21 protein-coding genes and 3 pseudogenes are annotated in these 20,041 nt (G+C 34.1%); 21 read left to right on the forward strand and 3 right to left on the reverse strand.

Going from position 1 to position 20,041, the window contains the following annotated elements:
• The 3 genes and pseudogenes from DN392_RS14690 to DN392_RS14700 all read right to left on the reverse strand — a co-directional run bounded on the left by DN392_RS14690 (position 1) and on the right by DN392_RS14700 (position 2,119).
• Positions 1 to 672 carry a TerC family protein gene (locus tag DN392_RS14690; protein ID WP_000346969.1) on the reverse strand — a complete coding sequence of 224 codons (672 nt, stop codon included), beginning with the start codon at positions 670 to 672 and terminating at the stop codon, positions 1 to 3.
• A 130-nt stretch (positions 673 to 802) separates the two neighbouring features.
• Positions 803 to 1,204: pseudogene (locus DN392_RS14695) on the reverse strand (DUF3841 domain-containing protein); the annotation flags it as partial.
• Between the two features lie 87 nt (positions 1,205 to 1,291).
• On the reverse strand, positions 1,292 to 2,119 hold the full coding sequence (locus tag DN392_RS14700) for a peptidoglycan-N-acetylglucosamine deacetylase (protein ID WP_088321452.1): 828 nt from the start codon (positions 2,117 to 2,119) through the stop codon (positions 1,292 to 1,294).
• A gap of 580 nt (positions 2,120 to 2,699) precedes the next feature.
• Between DN392_RS14700 and DN392_RS14705 the strand changes: the two genes are divergently transcribed.
• The 21 genes and pseudogenes from DN392_RS14705 (at position 2,700) to ssuD (ending at position 19,881) form a co-directional block, all read left to right on the forward strand.
• Positions 2,700 to 3,089 (forward strand): VOC family protein, encoded by a 390-nt coding sequence (locus DN392_RS14705; protein WP_000800681.1) that lies wholly within the window; start codon positions 2,700 to 2,702, stop codon positions 3,087 to 3,089.
• Between the two features lie 11 nt (positions 3,090 to 3,100).
• Positions 3,101 to 3,303: pseudogene (locus tag DN392_RS14710) on the forward strand (cysteine synthase); the annotation flags it as partial.
• Positions 3,304 to 3,525: 222 nt separating this feature from the next.
• Positions 3,526 to 4,209, forward strand: a complete 684-nt coding sequence (locus tag DN392_RS14715; RefSeq protein ID WP_000923422.1) for a DNA alkylation repair protein — start codon at positions 3,526 to 3,528, stop codon at positions 4,207 to 4,209.
• A 16-nt stretch (positions 4,210 to 4,225) separates the two neighbouring features.
• Positions 4,226 to 4,934 (forward strand): annotated as a pseudogene (locus DN392_RS14720) (nucleotidyltransferase domain-containing protein).
• 15 nt (positions 4,935 to 4,949) lie between these two features.
• Positions 4,950 to 5,495 carry a GNAT family N-acetyltransferase gene (locus tag DN392_RS14725; protein WP_048566186.1) on the forward strand — a complete coding sequence of 182 codons (546 nt, stop codon included), beginning with the start codon at positions 4,950 to 4,952 and terminating at the stop codon, positions 5,493 to 5,495.
• A 34-nt stretch (positions 5,496 to 5,529) separates the two neighbouring features.
• Positions 5,530 to 6,030, forward strand: a complete 501-nt coding sequence (locus DN392_RS14730; protein ID WP_000620352.1) for a GNAT family N-acetyltransferase — start codon at positions 5,530 to 5,532, stop codon at positions 6,028 to 6,030.
• A gap of 15 nt (positions 6,031 to 6,045) precedes the next feature.
• Positions 6,046 to 6,567, forward strand: a complete 522-nt coding sequence (locus DN392_RS14735; RefSeq protein WP_088321451.1) for a DinB family protein — start codon at positions 6,046 to 6,048, stop codon at positions 6,565 to 6,567.
• 69 nt (positions 6,568 to 6,636) lie between these two features.
• Positions 6,637 to 7,575 (forward strand): DMT family transporter, encoded by a 939-nt coding sequence (locus DN392_RS14740; protein WP_000643668.1) that lies wholly within the window; start codon positions 6,637 to 6,639, stop codon positions 7,573 to 7,575.
• A gap of 56 nt (positions 7,576 to 7,631) precedes the next feature.
• Positions 7,632 to 8,042, forward strand: a complete 411-nt coding sequence (locus DN392_RS14745) for a GNAT family N-acetyltransferase (RefSeq protein WP_033658840.1) — start codon at positions 7,632 to 7,634, stop codon at positions 8,040 to 8,042.
• 309 nt (positions 8,043 to 8,351) lie between these two features.
• Positions 8,352 to 9,542 (forward strand): DUF418 domain-containing protein, encoded by a 1,191-nt coding sequence (locus DN392_RS14750; protein WP_088321450.1) that lies wholly within the window; start codon positions 8,352 to 8,354, stop codon positions 9,540 to 9,542.
• Positions 9,543 to 9,731: 189 nt separating this feature from the next.
• The gene (locus DN392_RS14755) at positions 9,732 to 10,343 is read left to right on the forward strand and encodes a hypothetical protein (protein ID WP_088321449.1); all 612 of its coding nucleotides are present in this window, start codon (positions 9,732 to 9,734) and stop codon (positions 10,341 to 10,343) included.
• A gap of 20 nt (positions 10,344 to 10,363) precedes the next feature.
• Positions 10,364 to 11,611, forward strand: coding sequence for a glutathionylspermidine synthase family protein (locus DN392_RS14760; RefSeq protein ID WP_149238069.1), 1,248 nt, complete (start codon positions 10,364 to 10,366; stop codon positions 11,609 to 11,611).
• A 327-nt stretch (positions 11,612 to 11,938) separates the two neighbouring features.
• Entirely contained in the window at positions 11,939 to 12,739 is an 801-nt protein-coding gene (aacC, locus tag DN392_RS14765) for a BA2930 family N-acetyltransferase (RefSeq protein ID WP_131233603.1), read from the forward strand.
• Between the two features lie 12 nt (positions 12,740 to 12,751).
• Entirely contained in the window at positions 12,752 to 13,441 is a 690-nt protein-coding gene (locus DN392_RS14770; RefSeq protein ID WP_048566190.1) for a phosphopantothenoylcysteine decarboxylase domain-containing protein, read from the forward strand.
• A gap of 137 nt (positions 13,442 to 13,578) precedes the next feature.
• Positions 13,579 to 14,052: a tetratricopeptide repeat protein gene (locus DN392_RS14775; protein ID WP_048566191.1), complete on the forward strand. Its 474-nt coding sequence runs from the start codon at positions 13,579 to 13,581 to the stop codon at positions 14,050 to 14,052.
• 12 nt (positions 14,053 to 14,064) lie between these two features.
• Positions 14,065 to 15,120 (forward strand): hypothetical protein, encoded by a 1,056-nt coding sequence (locus DN392_RS14780; protein ID WP_088321447.1) that lies wholly within the window; start codon positions 14,065 to 14,067, stop codon positions 15,118 to 15,120.
• Between the two features lie 166 nt (positions 15,121 to 15,286).
• A complete protein-coding gene (locus tag DN392_RS14785) occupies positions 15,287 to 15,799 on the forward strand; it encodes a ribonuclease FAU-1 family protein (RefSeq protein ID WP_088321446.1) in 513 nt (170 codons plus the stop codon).
• Between the two features lie 181 nt (positions 15,800 to 15,980).
• Positions 15,981 to 16,736, forward strand: a complete 756-nt coding sequence (locus DN392_RS14790) for an ABC transporter ATP-binding protein (RefSeq protein WP_149238070.1) — start codon at positions 15,981 to 15,983, stop codon at positions 16,734 to 16,736.
• A gap of 17 nt (positions 16,737 to 16,753) precedes the next feature.
• Positions 16,754 to 17,740, forward strand: coding sequence for an aliphatic sulfonate ABC transporter substrate-binding protein (locus tag DN392_RS14795; RefSeq protein WP_064057100.1), 987 nt, complete (start codon positions 16,754 to 16,756; stop codon positions 17,738 to 17,740).
• Positions 17,741 to 17,756: 16 nt separating this feature from the next.
• Positions 17,757 to 18,605, forward strand: coding sequence for an ABC transporter permease (locus tag DN392_RS14800; protein WP_149238071.1), 849 nt, complete (start codon positions 17,757 to 17,759; stop codon positions 18,603 to 18,605).
• Between the two features lie 163 nt (positions 18,606 to 18,768).
• Complete coding sequence (gene ssuD, locus DN392_RS14805; protein WP_064057101.1) at positions 18,769 to 19,881, forward strand: FMNH2-dependent alkanesulfonate monooxygenase; 1,113 nt, start codon at positions 18,769 to 18,771, stop codon at positions 19,879 to 19,881.
• Positions 19,882 to 20,041: the final 160 nt, after the last annotated feature.

The following is a 20,041-nucleotide window of genomic DNA, read 5'->3' on the forward strand; positions in this document are numbered from 1 at the left end:
TTATATAGAATTATCTTTCGTTTTTTGTTTCATCTTTCCAAAGAATACTACACCGACAATGATAATAATGATAAATACCCATTTTATGAAAGGATTACTTTCGAAAAATCCAGCGAACCATTTCTCATCTACAATCATTTTCGCGGCAGTATAAGCTAAAACAGCTGCTCCAATCGTAATGATGACAGGGAACCGGTCCACCCATTTTAAAATTAATGTACTGCCCCATACTACTACTGGAATAGATACTAATAGTCCAATGATGACTAAAGAAAAATTGCCATGCGCAGCTCCTGCAACAGCGAGGACATTATCAATTCCCATTAATGCATCAGCTATAATAATGGTTTTAATAGCAGACCAAAATCCTTCTTCTGCCTTAATATCATGATCTTTACCTTCAGCAATTAATTTGTAAGCGATCCATATAAGGAGTACACCACCAATTAGAAGTAGCCCTGGTATTTTTAATAACCAAACGACAACTAAAGTAGCGAGGGCTCTAATCGCGATTGCCCCGATAGTTCCCCAAATAATAACTTTCTTTTGCTGATCTTTCGGTAATCGCCTTGCTGCTAACCCAATTACAATGGCATTATCACCGGCTAACACTAAATCAATTACAATGATGGCAAGTAAGGCAGACAAATATTCGGTTGAAAGAAAATCCATATACACATCACTCCTTAAGAGTAATATGTGCTAAAGTGTTGATAATATAAAAAATAGGATTGAATTTGTATACTCAATCCATAATTTCTTACTGTATTTTGATATATATGTTTTAATTCCGTATAAGTCGCTATTGCAATTTTTTTTGCTTGTCGTTTCTTTTTCTTAATTTTCGATTCATCTTTTTGATACGATTTTCTTTTCTATTATCCCAGTTATCACTTCTGATTTCATTAATAGATTTATCTTCCTTAGCACGAAAACGTCTGACTTTTTTTACAAAGGAAAGGGGGATTTTGCCGATAACACCTTGTTTTTCTAATGAGGCCTCTTTACCTTTATACCAATCAGGATGAGATAATAAATAGTCGAAGTCGAATATTAATCTGTACTCTTCATCCATAAAAGTAAACCAGTCTTCTAATGTTCGTTTATTTGTTTGATGAAAATACATAGAGCTAGCAGTCATGGCACAACACCAGTAACTAAGATCACTCCATAGTACCCATTCATTCGGCACATCAAGTGCTAAAAATTTGAATTGAATATACGAGAAGTAATACTCAAAAACGATAAAAAAAGACTCAATAACCTACTAGAGGAAATCAAGTCTTTTTCATTACATACGATTATCATGCCAGAAGTTTAATGGGAAGTGTTCGTTCTCATTATAGGCTTCTAATTCATATCCTTTTTCTTTCAGTCCTTTTATAATTCCAGGTACTGCTTTAACGGATTGAGGATGAATGTCGTGCATAAGAATAACTTCTGTCGGTTTGTTAGCAACGTTTAGAACGTTTTCGACAATTTTAGCTGATGCAGCGTCAACAGGCATTTTGTTATATTTCCAGTCTAAAGAATCAATTGTCCAATCCCAAACTTTTAAGCCATTTTCTACAACTTTGTTACGAAGAGCTTCATTTAATCCTGGCATTGAGCCGTAAGAGGGACGAGTTAATACTGGCGATTTACCTAGAACTCCAGCGATTAAGCCTTGGTCTTCCTTCATTTCATCTACGTAATGACCTTCTGTGTAAAGTTTCTTGTAGTTATGAGTCATACTGTGCATCCCAACATAGTGGCCTTCAGCATCTTCACGTTTTACAAGATCAGGGAATGCTTTTACGTTTGAACCAATTAGGAAAAATGTTGCTTTTGCATTTTCTCTCTTTAACATATCTAAAAGCTCAGCTGTGTATTTTCCAGGACCATCATCAAATGTTAAATAAGCGACTTTTCTAACTTGCCCATTATATTGTTTTGGAGCTTCTTTCGGTGCAAGCGATGATTGAATTTCACTTACAAGTTGAACAGATTTTGCTTCATCCTCTGTACTTGCTAGAGCAATATGTGTTGATCCTAAAGCCGCTTCGTATGTAAATAATACCCCCGCGCAAATCAACATAGCCCTTTTTACTAAAGTTGTCATTCGAATTCCATTGTGCATAATTTTCCTTCTCTCTATAAAAGTTCTACTCTACTATATTAGCAATTATAGGGAGGTAATTGCAAAAAAACTTTTTTACAAGTGCAAAAAAGTTTGTTCAAAAATATGCAAGATTTTGTATCAATTGCAGTCTTGAAAAAACAGGGTGATTTTAATGTTTATTATGAAAATTTTCAAGAACCAAATTTTCAAGAATCAAATTGGGTTCTTCTAATAATGATGTAGGTGGTTTTTAGGGGAATCGGTATCAAAATGAAAGGGGACTAATCATACTTTTGTATCACTTCATTTTCATTCCAATTATTGATTCGAATATTTTTATTTTCTATTAAAATATTGGTATAGAAATAATTAAATTTTGGTCTGGGGAACATTTGATATTATCGGAAGAAATATTTATTACATCTCAACATTTATATAACTGCTTTTATATGAATTTAATACTAAAGTCCTACTATTTATAAACTAATAGGTCTTTCAACTTTGGCAGTTCTCACACTAATGAGGGATGTGAAAGGAAATATATGTAACCTATAATGATTACTATAAAGCTTTGGAAAATGAAAAGGAGGAGATTTGCATGAAGAATTGGGTTCAATTTAGAATGGCAAGACCAACAGATAAATATGAAGAAGTTATAAGTTTTTATGAGATGGGGTTAGGGTTAAAGCGTATAGGAGAATTTTATAATCATGAAGGATATGATGGGGTTATGTTTGGATTACCGGATGCCGAGTATCATTTGGAGTTTACAACGCATGTTAATGGAAGTCCATGTCCGGCACCTACAAAAGATAATTTACTAGTTTTTTATATGCCTAATAAAGATGAAATTGAAAAAATAGTGAATCGATTAAGTAATATGGGCTATCATGAGGTAGAACCAGAAAATCCGTATTGGATAGAGAAAGGGACCACAATAGAGGATCCAGATGGTTGGAGAATTGTGCTTATGAATGCATTTGAATAAAGAAGCTCTTTTTGTATGAAATGGCACGTTTTTATAATGAAACTGGTATGAAAATAGGAACGTCTGCGGCAGCGAATTTATTAGCTACTAAACAAATCGAAAAAGAAAAGGTGCGAATTTTAATGTAGTTATAGTTTTTCCGGACGCAGTGTCTATAGAAGAGTGGTCAGATGTAAAGAGCTTACAAAAAATAAAGAGAGAATCAAACAAATAAAAGTTCTTTCATATTCTATTTTTTACACTTTGGGAAATTGATGAAATGAAAACCTGTATATGTAAAATGTACAGGTTTTTCGTGGTTGTTTTAGTTATATATAGCAACTATAAAATTTCACATACCGTATTTAAAAAATACATATAGGAAAACTAAAAAGTAATGTAGAATATATCGTACATACATATATGAAGTCAACATAAAAGATAAAGAGGTGGGTATATGTTACTTGAAGAAGTAATGCAACAACTAGAGGAATATGGAACAGAACAAAATCGTAAGATCTTTAAAAATCACGGAGCGAAAGAGCCACTATTCGGAGTTAGTTTTGCCAATTTAAAATTGTTAAAAAAGAAGATAAAAAAAGATCATGATTTAGCAATTTCGTTATGGAAAACAAAAAATATGGATGCAATGACTTTAGCAACAATGATTTTAGAACCAAAGAAAGTTACGACAGAACAGCTAAACAAATGGGTACAGGAAGTTGATTATTATTGTTTAATGGACGTTTTGATGACGGCTATTTGTACGTCGCCAATCGCGATAGAAAGAATGGAAGAATGGACAAAGTCTGATGATGAATGGATTGGAAGAGCAGGATGGTCTCTATTAGCAAATATAGCGATTAAAAATAAAACGTTACATGATGAATTCTTCACTCCGTATCTAGAAGAGATTAAAGCAAATATACATAATGAAAAAAATAGAAAAAAAGAAGCGATGAATAGTGCTTTAATCGCGATAGGAATTCGTAATGAAGACTTAGAGAGAAAAGCGATTGAAATTGCACGTGAAATTGGGAAAGTACAAGTTGATCATGGGGCAACGTCATGCAAAACACCAGACGCAGAACCGTATATACAAAAGGCAAGAGAAAGAGCTGAAAAAAAGAAAGTGAAATAAGAAAAGGGGAACGGTTATGAAACCAATGGAAGCAGCACAAAGCATAATTACATCACAATTTCCGAATTGTGATGTAGCTTTACTGGGAGGAAGCGTTGTAAGAGGAGAAGCGACAAAAACATCTGATCTGGACATTGTTATAGTTGATCAAAATTTAACGTCTTGTTATAGAGAATCTTTCTATAGTAATGGATGGCCTGTTGAAGTGTTTGCACATAATTTTGAAACGTGTAAAACCTTTTTTAAAATGGATTGTGACCGAGGGAGACCTTCGTTACCACAATTAGTTTCAGAGGGTATTGTATTAAAAGGAGAAAATGAAATTGTTGAGAGATTAAAAAGAGAAGCAAATGATTTACTAAATAAAGGGCCAGCTAAATGGACTGAAGAAATGATGAAGCAGAAACGATATTTTATTACGGATACTTTGGACGATTTTATTGGTGCATCAAAAAGAGAAGAAGAATTGTTTATCGCGAATTTATTAGCTGATTTATTACATGAATATATATTAAGAGTAAATGGTAAATGGTAAATGGCTTGGAAATTCAAAATGGTTTATAAGGGTACTTAGAAAATATGATGAACAGTACGCAGATCAATTTGTAGCAGCGTTCGATCATTTTTATACAACGGGAGAGAAAAGAAAATTAATTACTTTTGTAGAAAAAACGCTAGAACAGTACGGAGGAAGAATGTTTGAAGGGTTTTCTATAGGAAAATAAAAAGGGGATAACGCAATGAATGTACCATATGTTCAATTAAGAGAATTGACACTAGATGATGTAGAAGATCGATATCAATGGTCATTAGATAGAGAAGTGACAAATCATTTAGTTGTACCGGATCAATATCCACCGTTCACTCGTGAAGATACGAAAAAGTGGATTGAAGCATGTATAAATCGAAAAAATGGTTATGAACAAAGAGCTATCACTACAGAAAACAGCATACATATTGGGTGGGTAGATCTTAAAAACTTTGATAAAACAAATAAAAATGCAGAACTGGGAATCGCGATTGGTAATAAAGAGTATTGGGGTAAAGGATATGGATTAGCAGCTTTATATAGTATGTTACATCTAGCATTCTTTGAATTTGAATTAGAAAAAGTTTGGCTACGTGTAGATGAAGATAATTTTCAAGCTAGAAAGAGTTATGAAAAGGCTGGTTTTATTTGTGAAGGATTAATGAGAAATGATCGATTACGTCAAGGAAAGTTCATTCATCGTTATCGTTATAGTATGTTAAGAGAAGAATACGAATCTATAAATAGTAGTTTATAAAAATATTATGTTAACTTAAAGGGGCTGGAGAAATATGATTCGATTACTTACGAAAGAAGATGCAAAACAATATTGGGAGTTACGTTTACAGGCATTACAAGTAAATCCAGAGGCATTTGTAACAACTTATGAAGAGGCGATTCGTCAAGAAAATCCTATTAAGCGAGTGGAAAATAATTTAACAGCTACTACTAGCTGTACATTCGGTGCTTTTAATGAAAAGAATCAATTAGTTGGAGTGGTTACTTTACTAACAGAAGAGAAAGAGGCGTATAAACATAAAGGTCATATCGTTGCGATGTATGTAGATGCAAGCAATCGAAGAAGTGGCCTTGCACGTGAGTTAATACGTAAGGCAATTGAAAGAGCAAGAGAAATGAACTTAGAACAATTGAACTTAGGTGTTGTATCTACAAACGAACCAGCAAAAAAATTGTATGAATCAATGGGCTTTAAAACGTATGGGATTGAAAAGAGAGCTATAAAGATGAATGGTGTGTATAGTGATGATGAACATATGGTCGTGTTCTTTTAATAGAGGGAGTTTAGTATGAAAGATCTCCATTTAGAAAAAAATATGAACCCGCAAGTAGCGATTCTATATGCGACGGTTACTGATACATTTAAACGATTGCAAAAGTTAGTAGAAGGTACTGCTGAGAAAGAATTGTCTTATAAAGGATTAGAAAATAATGAAAATAGTATAGGGCAGCTACTTCAGCATTTAGCGGTTGTTGATTTATACTGGGTGTACCGTTTAAAAGGAGAGGAGGTTCCACCGACACTTGAAAATAAATATGGACCAATGTTGAATGAAATGGGAGGATTGCCTAGTTTAAGAAAGTATAAATTACAAGAATTAATGCAAGATTATGAAGCAGTGCAACATATGTTTTATGAGGAGTGTATGAAACTAACAGAAAATGATTTAACAAGGGAAGTTTTTTATGAGAAGGGAGAAACTGCGACTATAAGGTGGGGAATATCGCATATAGCCGATCATAATCGGTACCATCAAGCTCATATTAGTCAGTTAAGAAAACTATATAGAGCTAGAATAGATGCGAGATAAAGATTTCGAATTTTAATTATATTTAATTTGTTGTATAGTATAAGAAGAAACTAAACAAGGAGTTTTATAATGAAAGCTATTGCAGTAGGGATATTGGCATCATTTTTCTTTGCCTTTACCTTTGTTTTAAACCGGGCGATGGACTTAGAAGGTGGAAGCTGGATTTGGAGTGCTTCATTAAGGTACTACTTTATGGTTCCAATGCTTTTACTTATTGTCATGTATAGAGGGAACTTAAAGCAACTCTTTCAATATATGAAAAATAATCCAAAAGAATGGTTAGTGTGGAGTATCGTTGGATTTGGTCTCTTCTATGCACCACTTAGTTTTGCCGGAGCTTTTGGACCTGGTTGGCTTGTTGCATCAACTTGGCAAATTACGATTGTCGCAGGAATTTTGTTAACACCATTTTTTGCAGTAGATCCATTACATAAAAAACTTCCAATGAAGGAATTAGTTATGTCTGGGGTTATTTTATGCGGTGTTGTACTCATGCAAGTAGAACATGCTTCTTCATTAGGAATTCGAGAAACCGTTTTATGTGTAGCTCCTGTACTTATTGCGGCGTTTGCGTATCCTCTTGGAAATCGAAAAATGATGCAAGTTTGTAAAGGTGAATTAGATGTATTCCAGCGAGTTCTCGGTATGACATTAGCAAGTTTACCATTTTGGTTTTTACTATCTGGTTATGAAGTATCAACAGGCGGATTACCATCAAGTAGCCAAGTTTTCCAATGTTTTATTGTAGCAGTTAGTTCTGGTTTAATCGCGACAGTACTATTCTTCTTTGCGACAGATCTTGTAAAAGATGATCCACAAAAACTAGCAACAGTGGAAGCAACACAGTCCGGTGAAGTTTTATTTGCGCTAGTAGGAGAGCTCATCTTGCTATCTGCGCCAATTCCGTCATCTTTATCTTGGATCGGAATGAGTCTTGTTATTGTCGGAATGATACTACATAGTTATGTAGCAGTCGTTGTGAAAAAAGAAGAAAAAATAACGGCGTAATGAGACTAGCTCTTTATAGAAAGAGCTAGTCTTTTTTCATGGAAAGGGATGTAGAAATGAACTTGCAACGCGTGGAACAAATTGAGAAAGATCCAATTTTAAATGTGTTACAGTATGCAGTTGGGCCAAGTGAAACTAGCTTAAAGAAAGCAGTTTTATATTATGAAAGTAATAAAGGGACTTTGTACAGATATGAAGAAGAGGCTTGTATAGGTATTGAAATAATCGGAGCAAATAAAGCGAGAATATGTCACATAGCAGTCGCTCCACAATATCGTAATAAAGGAATTGCGTTGCAAATGATAAAAGAAGTAGTAAAAATGCTTCAATTAACTTATATAGAAGCAGAGACAGACAATGAGGCAGTAGACTTTTATAAAAAAATTGGTTTTCAGGTTAAAAGTTTAGGAGAAAGATATCCGGGGATTGAAAGATTTCATTTGTATTTTAAAAATAAAACATATTAAAATCATCTTAGAATATAATATCCGGAATAGGATTTGAAGAACTAGTTTGTTTTTCATTTATCCGGCTATTTGGGGGCAGTAAGACTCCCATCTCAAAATTCGGCTGGAGTAAGGAAGCTAGGTGGAAGCCCTGCAGCCCATAAAAGCCCAATTGGTACGGAATAATAATTAATGGGTGATGAACAAAACTGCCATTGCTTAAAGTTTCACTTTATTTGTTCTAATTTTAATAGCAACTATTTGTTAGTTTTTTACAAAAGCGCAAGAAAGGTCGGAATGGTTAGTTGATGCTAAGGAAGGAAGTAAAATATGAGTAAATCAATAAATAATGGAGCAATTGAGAAGAAGCGTGCAGTCTCATTAGATTTAGCAAGGGGTACTATGTTACTATTAATCGTACTTGCCCATGCACCGCTTTACTTGTATGCTGCAGATCCTGGAATTATGCATAGGGTGGAAAGCGGAAGTTTCTTTGATCAAATTGTAAACCTTTTTGGTATATTCATAATTGATAACCGTGCAAGAGCGATGTTTGCCGTATTATTAGGCTACGGTTTGGTTCTAGCACTCGAAGGGCAAATATCAAAAGGGAAAAATGAAAATCATGCTGTAAAAATAGTAAGAAGACGCTCTTCGTATTTAATACTGTTTGGGATTGTGTTAGCAGTCTTAATTGGAGGGCAAGATATTCTTATGGCCTATGGTGTAGCGGGGCTTCTTGTTAGCCCGCTATTAAAGTGTAAAATGAAAACATTAATTCGAACATTTACGATTATCACTATATTGTATATCATTTTTATTCCAATAATATGGGGATTTAATATGCAAGCAATAGGCGATTACGGTTTTTCACCAGATGTTTCAGCAAAAGACACGTATATTAGTACTACAATGTTACGATTACTTTTCTTTCCTCTTATACCCGTTCTCATCCATTTTATGTTCCCGATTATTCCTTCTGTAATTCTTGGTTTGTGGATTGCTAGATATCAGTTATTAATAAAACCAGAGCAACATTTGAAAAAATTATATTTTATAACAATTATAGGATTAGCAATTTCCTTAATAGGTGCTTTGCCTCTATCTTTTATAGGGACTATATGGTATCCAAGTGTATTTACAGCTGGAATGATAAATGGAATCCATATTTTAACTGGAATTGTTGGAGGGTTAGCATATGCAACGGGTTTTGGTATAATAGGGAGTAGATTGAAAAATCTAGGGTACTTTAGCCTTTCATTAATTGCTTTGGGAAAGCGCTCATTAACATTTTTTGTTTTGAATGAGGCACTGCTTGTTATACTTTTATCACCTGTAGCATTTGATTTAGGTGGGTATGTAAGTAACGCTCTTGCTGCATTGATAGCTATAAGTATTTGGATATTGTCTGTCATATTAGCTACAATAATGGAGAAAAACAATCTGAATGGACCATTAGAGATTTTATTGAGACGTTTAATATATAAAAATAAAACAATTGAAAGACGACCCGGATGTTAGGTCGTCTTTCAATTTATTATAGTCTATAAATAAAATTATAATCTAATGATAGTTTGTTTTTATTCATGGAATAAAAAGTATAAAATATGCAAATGTGCATCTAAGGTATAGTTTGAAAAAAGTAAGATTTACATTATATAATAAAGGTATCTGGAAAAATATAGATAAAAGAAATTAGGTGTATAACACATGAGAATGGATAAAAGTAAATTTATAAAAATTGCTACTTCAATAGGGGTATCATCTTTTTTATTAACTGGATGTGGCGATTATGAAGAAGATACTGCTCAACAAGAAAGTACTGCTGTTAAAACGGATGGTGGAAAACAAGGAAATGAACAAGAAACTTTAAATTGTGATGATAAAACTCCTACCAATGAAAATGTAGAAAATGATGAGTTATGCAAGGAAATTAATCCATCGTTTTCATCGTATAATGAAAACTCACATTTACCGATACTGCCATTCGTAGCAGGATATTTATTAGCAAGCAGAACTTCAAATATGAATTATACAGCAAAACCCAATGTAATGAAGAAACCGTATGCAAATAATATTATTCCATATCGTGAAAAAGACCAAAGTAGAACTGGTGGCAGCGGTGGTGGAGGATACTACGGTGGAACTAACAGTAACAACAATAATTCTTCCAATAAAGTAGATTTAAACAAACAACAGCCCAATTCCTCAAATAAAGTGACACCAGATACAAATACGCCGAAATCATCTACTACTCAAACGCCGAAAGTGAATTCTGGTTCAAGTGGAATTGGAAACGCAAAAGCGCCAGCCGGATCATAACACGAAAGGATAATAGGATCATGTATACAGAACAAGAGCAGAAAGAGTATATGAAAGTATGGTTTTCACTTGCGAAAGAGGCTGGTCGGAATGGTTTTACATGGCCGAGTCTATTAGAAAATGAAGAATGGAATCAATATATGGCAACAGGTATGTATCGTATGCCAGTAAAAACTTATACTGCTATTTCAAAAGCGACAGAGAAAGTTATGTACGTGTTATATAAAACGTATCAATATATTGTCAATACGACAGAAGATTTTCAAAAACTAGGATTTCCAGCTGAAACGTGGGAAATTGCGAGAATGGAACATACTGGTTTGTTTTCATATTTTACAAGGTTTGACTTTATCGTAAATGGTGAAGATATAAAGTTAATAGAAGTAAATTGTGACACACCTACAGGTTATTTAGAGCCGTCTGTCGCAAATGAAGTATTATGCCGTTATCACGATGTGAATCACCCAAATCATATAGAAGAGCATATTGTGCAGGCGTGGGAACAAATTAAACATGACTATAATATAGGTCCTGAAGAGACGATATATTTTACTAGTTATGATTGGCACGATGAAGATCATCAAACAGTTCAATTTTTAAGAAGCTATTGCTTAGATCAATCAACGGACTATATAGGAATACAAGATATCGTCGTTGCAGATGATGGTATATATACACCAAATGGTGAACGAATCCATTATTTATATAGACTATATCCAATTGAATATTTAGTTTCAGATACCGATAAAAATGGGAAAAGAATTGGACTTCAGCTTTTAGATCATATAGCGCAAGGAAGAGTGAAAATTATTAATCCACCTGCTGCTTTTCTTATGCAAAATAAAAGTGTACTCGCATTAATTTGGCAACTGTTCGAAGAGGGAGTTTTCTTTGAGAAAGAAGAGCGAGAAATCATTCAGAACTACTTCTTACCAACATATTTTACAAATAAACCGTTTATAGAAAGAAATGAATCATATGTTTCTAAACCTTTATACGGCCGTGAAGGCGGAGGGGTATCTATATACGAACATGATGAACTATTAGCTGAAGATAAAACGGAGTATTACTTTGAACAACGGAAAATATATCAGCAATACATAGAAATGCCTGACTATACAATTGACACATGGGATGGTCCGTATACTGGTAAACTATTAATTGGTTCACACTGTATTAGCGGGAGAGCCGCAGGGTTATTTTTACGTGTAGGCGAGAAAATAACGGGAAACTTATCGATGTTTACAGGGGTTACAATTGAAGGGTAAATGAAACGGAAGAGCTTATCAGTTGTGATGGGCTCTTTCGTTTATATATAGTGTTTGTATTGTTTTGACGTATCACTTTTATTTTTCTTCATACTGAAAAAAACGTATGCAATTAAGCAAATTAGTTCAAATAGTAGAAAAGGGAATAAAGTTTTTTTTATTTATCTGCTATTGTTATTTGAGATCGATATATTGTCATTTGATTATTATGCATGTGAATATATAACCTTTTTTTTGTAGTGACAGAAATGATTAAGTTAAAAATTAAGAAAAATATGATAATATATGTATGTATTAGTTTTAAAAAATGGGGGAACAATCGTGAAAATGAATGACATAGTGGCAAGTACACAATTGCCAAATACAATCAAAACAATTACAAATGATTTAAGAGAATTAGGGTTAGAAAAAGGAATGACGGTTATTGTGCATTCTTCGCTCAGTTCTATTGGCTGGGTATCTGGCGGAGCCGTTGCGGTAGTAGAGGCGTTAATGAAAGTTATTACGGAAGAGGGAACAATTATTATGCCAACTCAATCTTCGGATTTATCTGATCCGAAACATTGGTCAAGACCACCTGTACCTGAAGAATGGTGGCAAATTATTCGAGATAACGTCCCGGCGTTTGAGCCACATATAACACCAACAAGGGCAATGGGAAAAGTAGTTGAATGTTTTCGTACATATCCGAATGTAGTACGTAGCAACCATCCATTAGGAAGTTTTGCTGCATGGGGAAAACATGCGGAAGAAATAACGATGAATCAGTCGCTATCAATGAGTTTAGGAGAGGAATCTCCATTAAGAAAAATATACGATTTAGATGGATACATATTATTAATTGGTGTTGGATATGATTCCAATACGTCTGTACATTTATCTGAAGTACGTACTGGTGCATGTGAGTTAATAAAAGTAGGGGCACCAATTATAGAGAATGGTGCAAGAGTATGGAAAGAGTTTGTTGATATGGATTACGATTCTGATAAGTTTGTAGAAATCGGTGTAGAGTTTGAGCGAAAAGGAACTGTAACAAATGGAAAAATAGGAAATGCAACGTGCCGTCTTATGAAGCAACGAGATATAGTTGACTTTGGAACAGAATGGTTTCGTAAGAAAAATCAGTAAGGGATGGTTACAATGAAGGGGAAAAAGGTATTAATTACGAGTGGTGGTTGTTTAGAAAAATGGGACCAAGTGCGTGGTCATACGAATATGGCAAAAGGGACAATTGGTAGAATAATCGCTGAAGAGTTTATAAGTAAAGGAGCACATGTTATATATTTACACGGTTATTTCGCTGAGAAACCGAACGATGTAAACAATCAATTAGAATTACACCCATTTGAAGGAATTGTTGATTTACAAGATAAAATGAAAAGTATAATTACACATGAAAAAGTCGATGCGGTCATTATGGCAGCGGCTGGATCAGATTGGGTTGTAGACAAAATTTGTGATCAAGATGGTAATGTTCTTAATATGAATGGGAAAATTTCAAGTGATATAGCGCCAATTATTCATTTTCAAAAGGCTCCAAAAGTATTAAAGCAAATAAAAGAGTGGGATCCAGAAACCGTACTCGTTGGCTTTAAACTTGAAAGTGATGTAAATGAAGAAGAATTGTTTGAAAGAGCGAAAAATAGAATGAAAGAATCTAAGGCAAATGTAATGATTGCAAATTCACCACATTCTTTATATTCACGTGGAGCGGTGCACTACGTAATTGGACAGGACGGTAAAGGGAAGTTATGTAATGGGAAAGATGAAACGGCGAAAGAAATTGTCAAAAGGTTAGAAGTACTATGTAATCACATTACTGCTTTATAATTTTAAGTATTTGGATAAGAGTGAATCCGCATAGTATATATAGGTAAGTGAAACTTTAATTTATGGGAATTTTACTTTTACACAAACGTTAACCATTCAAGATGGATACATAAAATAATTGGTGAGGAGTGGATTCTATGGAACATTTATTAAAGCAAGCGATTAAACTAAGAAATGAAAAGAAATATGCGCAATCTAGAGAGATACTAATGGGGTTAACCAATTTTACGCGGGATGCAGAAGTGCTTTTTCAATGTGCCTGGATACATGATGTAATGGGACTTGAAACAGACGCTGTGCCGTATTATGAACAGGCAATTGCAAATGGTCTTGATGGGGAGTCACTTTGCGGTGCATATATCGGTCTTGGCAGTACATATCGTTGTATAGGTGAGTATGACAAAGCAATTACTGTTTTAGAAACAGGTTTGCAGCAGTTTCCGGATAATGCCGTGATAAAAGTATTTTTGTCATTAGCAAAATATAACGTTAACGATCATGAATCCGCGATGAAATTATTACTTGAAACGGTTATAAAAGTAGAAGAAGTTAAAGAATTTGAACGTGCCATTACATTTTATAAAGATCATTTAAACGAGGTTTTTAAATAGAGGAGTGAACGTATGAATGACTCACTATCGCGAAGGCGAAAAGGTATTTGGGTTGGACTCGTATCTTTCAGCGTGTTATCAAACTATTTATTGTATGCCCTTCCGATTGTACCAGCCGCTCCGAAAGAAGTAGTGCTTGGTTCTTTATTAGATTGTATGTTTGTAATTCCGGTTATTACATATTTCTTTATTATTCGAAAAAGATACTCGCTAACGTATATATTTCCTGTCGTAATAGCTGGATATATATTTGCGAGATTTATTATTCCAAGTGACTATTTACAAGCTTTTTCAAACGTTTCTTATATTATAGTTGCGGGAGAAATTGCCTTTGTAGGTCTAGAATTATTCCTTCTCTATAAAATCGTTAAAGTGCTTCCTGAAACAATCAAACGATATAAAGAATATAGAAGAGAATATTCTTCATTTTCTTATGCGATTGATGCAGCGTTTGATGCTACTATGAAAAGAAATAAATTAGTAGATATCATTGTAACAGAGTGTAAGTTAATCTATTATGCATTTTTATCGTGGCGTGCAACAGTACAGGAAGGTGAATCTGTATACTCATATCACAAAAAGACTGGTGCAATAGGTGTATATATTATGATTATCCATGGAACCTTAATAGAAAGTATTGGTTTTCATTATTTGCTTCATCAATGGAATCCAGTAATAGCATGGATTTTACTTATATTAAACGTATATGCAATGTTATATTTTTTAGCTGAAATACAAGCAATGCGTAAAAATCTGATTATCATTACAGAAGAACAAATAATCATTCAAATCGGATTAGGAAAGAAAATTGTTATACCATTTACACAAATTGATAAAATTGTGTTTTATAAAGGCAAACCTTTAAAGAAAGAAGAAGAGAAAGAGGTTCTTGACGCAACTGTGATGGAATTTATAAAGGAACCCCCAACATTTGAAATAACGCTAAAAGAGCCAGTGAAAGCACAATTGTTATATGGATCTTCTAAAACAGTAAGTCGTGTTCACTTAAATGTTGATGAGGAACGGAAATTTTATGATATGGTTACGGAGAAGTTGAAACATGAATAATGCTATTGGAGTTCCTTCTAATTTAGAAGGGACTTTTTTGTGTAGTAGAAAATGAGATTATATGGATTTTATCTTTAAAAACAAGAAACAAATTGACTGAACGCTTTCTTAGTGGAAATATAAAGGGATATAATGAAAGAACTAAAATAAAAGGGGAAATAAAAAAATGAGTTGCTTATGTACGTCAGACATTGAAATTATTGAAAGAAAAATCCGATATGATGGTACAACCATAGATCATGCTTGTTTACTAATAGAAGCGCAGCAGGACAAAATTATTTTATATCATGAAGTACATTATTCTTTTACAATGGCAGCGAACGATACGAAGTTAACGATCCCGAAAGGAAGTTATACAGTTGCATATTACTGGGGAAATCGGCCATATAATTTATACGTTTGGAGAGATCAGGAGGGGTGTTATATAGGTTCTTATTTTAATATTGTTAAGAATACATATATAACGGACCAAGTGGTATCCTTTGAAGATTTAATCCTTGATATTATGGTACTTCCAAGTGGAGAATTTTATATATTGGATGAGGATGAATTAACTGAGCCGTTAGAACACTTTGAAGACGGGTATGTAGAAAAAGCTCTTCATACAGTCAAAAATACAATTCAAGAGTCGCTTCCAAAAATCATTTCAGAAACTGTTACTATTTTTAAAAGTAAATAACGTTCATTAAAACCCAGTTGACTTATCGGAAAAATTTGTATAATATGTACTTAATTCCATTACGTATTGCTGATTGGAGAAACCAAAGGCATTTTATCTATTGATAAAGTGCCTTTGGTTTTTTTATTGCACAAATACTGAATCTGTTCATTTAGATGAATCATTTCAAGGAGGCGAAGAAGTGACTGTTTCAATTGATGGGGTATCAAAATATTTTTCGAAGCAAACTGGTACTGTGCAAGTATTAGAGAATATTAATTTTCAATTAGAGAAAGGGGATTTTGTTACAGTAATTGGTTCAAGTGGTTGCGGAAAAAGTACATTATTAAAAATTATTGCAGGTTTAGACAGCGATTTTGAAGGAGAAATCATTATTGATGGGGAGTATATAACAAAACCGAGTAAGAAGCAAGGATTTATATTCCAAGAGCATCGATTGTTTCCATGGCTAACAGTGGAAGAAAATATTGCTGCAGATTTGTCGCTAAAAGATAAGTATGTAAAGGATAAGGTAAAGGAATGGGTTGAAATTGTTCGATTAGACGGTTTTGAAAAATCATATCCAAAAGAAATTTCAGGCGGGATGTCACAACGTGTTGCGATTGCGAGAGCTTTGCTAAGGGATCCAAATGTATTATTGCTTGATGAACCATTTGGAGCACTGGATGCATTTACCCGAAGTCATTTGCAAGAAGTACTGCTCAACATTTGGGAACAAAAAAAGACAACAATGATATTCGTTACACATGATATAGACGAAGCAATATATCTTTCGAACCGAATTGTCATCATGAGTGCAAAGCCTGGAAAAATACATAAAGTGATTGAAAATAATTTACCTTATCCACGTAGTAAAACTTCGGAGTCATTCCAAAAAATGCGAAAGAAAGTATTACAGCAGTTTGAACACGGGGGACTAATTCAAACAAGTATATAGGGAAAGAGTGAGTACATATGTATAAAAAAATCAAAGTTCTTTCTTTTGCTTTATCTATTTCTTTATTTTTATTCGGATGTGAAAAAAGCACAGCAAGTAGTAAGAAGGAAGATGTAACGGTACAAATTGGTATACAGCAAGGATTAAGTCCACTATTACTCGCACAGAAAAAAGGATGGTTTGAAGAAGAGTTTAAAAAAGAAGGTGTTAAAGTGAAGTGGACAGAGTTCCAAAGCGGTCCTCCTTATTTTGAAGCAATTGCATCAAATCGATTAGATTTTGGTGAAGTTGGGAACTCCCCAGTTATTTCAGCTCAAGCAGCTGGTATTGAATTTACCGAAATTGCTAATACAAGTTATGCAAGAAAAGGAACAGGAATTCTTGTACAAAAAGATAGTAAAATTACGAGTGTAAAAGATTTAAAGGGTAAGAAAATTGCAGTAGCAAAAGGAAGTAGCGCATTTAATTTATTATATCGAGCATTAGAAAAAGAAGGTATAAATGCGAAAGATGTAAATGTCATTCAACTGCAACCAGATGAAGCGCAGCCGGCATTTGAATCCGGATCAGTAGATGCATGGGCCATTTGGGATCCATTCATTTCACTACATACGTTAAATAAAGAGGCAAAGGTTATTGCAGATGGTGAACTATTAAATGTTTCTTCACCAGAGTTTTTAATTGCGAGAACAAAATTTGCGAAGGAACATCCAGAATTAGTTGAGAAATTCCTTAAAGTTTATGAAAAAGCACGTGTATGGCAAGAGTCAAACTTAGATGAAGCGATAAAAATATATACTTCTGCAAAGAAGATAGATGAAAAAATTGTAAAAGAAGTGTTTGATCACGACAAACCAATTTTAGTTCCAGTAACGAAAGAAATAATAGCCGAACAGCAAAAGACAGCGGATTTTCAATATAAGCTCGGCTCTATAAAGAAAGAAATCAAAACAGATAAAGTTGTAGATAATTCTTTCGTAGAAAAAGCATTAAAGGCGAAATGAAAAGAGGTTTTGTAAATTGGAGAATACGAAAGCTGTTATGAAAAGGGCGAGTATAACGATTGGCAAAAACAATGTAAAGAAAGTGCGAAAGACGAATGCAAAAGTGCTAGTAAGAGCAATTACTATACCGATTATCGTATTAATTATTTGGCAGTTAGCCGGCGTATTCGATTTAGTTTCTAAAACAGTTTTACCAACGCCATTAGATATATTACTAGCTTTTCAAGAACTTATTAAAAGAGGAGAGTTATTCGGTCATTTAAGTATCAGTGTATTTAGGGCTGCGGCTGGTTTCTTTATCGGCGGGAGTTTAGGAATTATTTTAGGAACGATTGTTGGATTTTCAACGAGAAGTGAGCAATATTTAGATCCATCTGTACAAATGTTAAGAACTGTACCTCATTTAGCTGTTGCGCCACTTTTCGTATTATGGTTCGGTTTTGGAGAAACATCGAAAGTATTATTAATTGCGGACGGTGCATTTTTTCCTCTATACGTAAACGCGTTTTTAGGGATACGAGGTGTAGATTCAAAGTTATTCGATGTTGCCAGAGTGTTAGAGTTTAGTAAAAGAAAATTAATTACAAAATTAATTTTACCAGCAGCATTGCCGAACCTATTACTCGGAGCAAGATTATCATTAGGAGTTGCATGGGTGAGTTTAGTAGTAGCAGAACTTATGGGGTCTACAGAAGGTATCGGCTATATGATTATGGATGCAAGGCAATTTTCAAATACAGATATCGTATTTGTCGGCATTATTATTTTTGCATTCGTTGGAAAGTTTTCTGATTCACTCGTACGTTTACTAGAAGTGAAGTTTTTAAGATGGCGAGATAATTTTAAAGGAGAGACAGGGAATTAACATATAAAGTGAAACTTTAATCAGTAGGGGACATCCCCCACTGATTATCAGCCCTCACCAATCGGGATCTTACTGCCCGCAAATAGCGGGGTAAATTATTAGGGGTAATTTATATAGAGTATGTTAGTATACGTTTCAAAATAAATAAGGGGTGTGTAAAGATATGGAATTATTATGGTTTATTCCGGCTTATGGAGATGGTCGATATTTAGGAACGACAAAAAGAGGAAGAGCAGCTGAATATGGTTATTATAAGCAAGTTGCACAGGCAGCTGATTATTTAGGATATACTGGTGTATTACTTCCAACTGGTCAAGGTTGTGAAGATCCATGGGTGTTAGCATCAGCTCTTGCGGCTGAGACAGAGAAATTAAAATTTTTAGTAGCAGTTAGACCAGGGTTAATGTCACCGACAGTTGCAGCGAGAATGGCATCTACATTTGATAGAATTTCAGATGGGAGATTACTTATTAATGTAGTTGCTGGAGGAGATCCTGTTGAATTGCAAGGTGATGGATTGTATCTTGAACATGATGAAAGATATGAAGTTGCAGATGAATTTTTAAAGGTTTGGAAGTCAGTATTACAAGGTGAAACAATCTCTTTAGAAGGAAAACATATTAAAGTTACGGAGAGTAAAGTTGTATTTCCTCCGGTTCAAACACCGTATCCACCAATTTATTTTGGCGGATCGTCCGCTGCAGGTAAAGAAGTTGCAGCTGAACATAGTGATGTATATTTAACTTGGGGAGAGCCACCAGAGCAAGTGAAAGAGAAAATAGATGAAGTAAAAAAACTTGCGGAAGAGAAGGGGCGTAACGTACGATTTGGTATTAGACTACACGTAATTGTAAGAGAGACAGAAGAAGAAGCATGGGAAGAGGCTGAAAGGTTAATTCAATATGTAGATAATGAAACAATTGAGATCGCTCAAAAAACATTTGCAAGATATGATTCAGTTGGACAAAAACGAATGACACATTTAAATAAAGGAACGAGAGAGTCGTTAGAGATAAGTCCTAACTTATGGGCTGGAATTGGGCTTGTAAGAGGTGGTGCTGGTACTGCGCTTGTTGGAGATCCGCATACAGTAGCAGAAAGAATAAAAGAATATGAAGCGTTAGGAATTGATACGTTTGTATTATCGGGATACCCCCATTTAGAAGAGGCATATGAAGTGGCAGAACTGTTATTTCCTTTATTGAAAGACGAGAAGAAACAAGAAAATAAAATTGTTGGTGAAATGATAGCTGATGCATATGCATTAAAAAAATAGTGAGAAATAAAGTTGAACCAATCGGCCATTAACAGGCAGTTCCACCTATGTTTTGTTTCATTTTGTTTACTGCCTGTTAATACGGGATAAAAAAACTCGCAAGTATTTCACTTGCGGGTTTTCGTCGTAAACTATTAGAAAATATGGTAAAATTAAATAG

The sequence above is a fragment of the Bacillus sp. BB51/4 genome, from assembly GCF_008368845.1.
Classification (GTDB): Bacteria; Bacillota; Bacilli; order Bacillales; family Bacillaceae_G; genus Bacillus_A; species Bacillus_A wiedmannii.